The sequence below is a fragment of the Bartonella sp. AA1HLJMS genome (genome assembly GCF_042197445.1).
Lineage (GTDB): Bacteria > Pseudomonadota > Alphaproteobacteria > Rhizobiales > Rhizobiaceae > Bartonella.
The window spans coordinates 1-1,540 of the sequence record NZ_JBHIRW010000165.1 but is presented as its reverse complement, the minus strand read 5'-3'; the positions used below and the strand labels follow the sequence as shown (position 1 = coordinate 1,540).

3 protein-coding genes are annotated in these 1,540 nt (G+C 43.5%); all 3 read left to right on the top strand.

What is annotated here, in order from left to right; all coding sequences use genetic code 11:
* Window positions 1-654, top strand: a 654-nt coding sequence (locus ACFIQE_RS11470) for a terminase gpA endonuclease subunit (protein ID WP_375707689.1), incomplete at its 5' end; no start/stop codon positions are given.
* A gap of 3 nt (window positions 655-657) precedes the next feature.
* Window positions 658-906 (top strand): phage head-tail joining protein, encoded by a 249-nt coding sequence (locus tag ACFIQE_RS11465; RefSeq protein WP_375707688.1) that lies wholly within the window; start codon window positions 658-660, stop codon window positions 904-906.
* A partial coding sequence (locus ACFIQE_RS11460; protein WP_375707687.1) for a phage portal protein occupies window positions 906-1,540 on the top strand: 635 nt, incomplete at its 3' end. The genes ACFIQE_RS11465 and ACFIQE_RS11460, both read left to right, overlap by 1 nt.

Here is a 1,540-nt window from a genome sequence, read left to right as displayed (position 1 = left end):
TGGCCACATCCAGGCTATAAAGAGGGGATTAGGATAACAGCTGCTTGTATTGATACCGGTGGTGGACATACACAGGCGGTTTATAATTATGTACGCCCGCGTGAGGGACGACGTATCTGGGGAATTAAGGGGCAAGCGGGATGGCGTGCGGTATGGCCACGCCGTCCAAGTAGAAACAATAAAGGACAGATTAATCTCTATATTGTTGGGGTTGATGCCGCGAAAGATATTATCACGGCACGATTTAAAAAATCGGGACCTGAAGCAACGGGGGCTGGTGCAACACACTTTCACAAAAACCTTGATCGGGAATATTTTGATCAGCTAACCGCTGAAAGAAAAGTCATCAAATATTTTAAAGGCTTCAAGCGCATTGAATGGCAAAAAAGCGAAAAGGCAAGAAATGAAGCCTTGGACTGTAGGGTCTATGCTTATGCTGCTTTACAAGGTCTGATTTCGGCAGGAATAAACCTTAATCGAGAAGTCGATATCTTAGAAGAGCGTCTGGAAAAACTTAAAGTTGAAGGCTCTTTAGAGCAGCCAACACCAAGACATGCCCCCTCTCCTGCTCCAAGAAGATCTCAGACAGCACAGCCTCAAAGGAAACAATCCAGAACGGTGATGAATCCTTATATGCAAGGGGATTGGAGGTAATTTGTGGATGAAACTTTAGGACAATTTAACAGCAAATTTTCGAGACTGGAAAGTTTAAAAAGGCGGCGTGAACAAATTGAAGAGGCTCTTTATTCGGGTGCGCAATCGGTACGCCATGGCGATAAGCAAGTCAGCAATCGTTCTGTTGAGGAACTTCGCAGAGCGCTTGAGATGCTGAACATACAAATAGCCAACCTTGAAGGGCGCAAGCGTTCACGCGTTTTCTATTTTAATATATCACGAGGCTATTAATGGCTGGTTTTTTCAATAAACTCACAGGCTTTTTTACAATTTCTCGTCAACACAATCCGCCTTTTGAAGCTGCAAGTAAAAGCCGCCGTATGGGTGGTTTTGACCCCGCAAAAAAACATATCAATAAAGCGATTGAAGAATGTGGTGATACCATTGTTGCTCGTTCAAGATGGCTTTATGATAATGAATCTCTTTATGGGTCTGCAACGGAGGAATGGGTCTCTGCGGCTGTTAGTGATGGGATTAAACCTTATCCTCGTATTGAAGGTTTTCAAGAAGAAAAGAAAAAGCTTTTAGACTTATGGTGGCAATGGGTTGATGAGGCGGACTATGATGAAGATGCCAATTTTTATGGACTTCAAGCAACCATTGCACGAGAAGTCTTTCTAACTGGTGAATGTTTTGTAAGACTACATTATGTTGACCTCTACGGGCGCTCTGGTGTGCCGCTTCAATTACAAGTTTATCCCACCGAAATGTTAGACCTTACTTACAATGGACCGGCTGATATTGAAGGCAATTACATTCGTATGGGGATTGAATTTAATGCCAGTGGCAAGCGCGTTGCTTATCATTTCTGGGAACATCACCCCTATGATGATGTCCCTGCAAATATGGCATTTGAGAGCCAAGA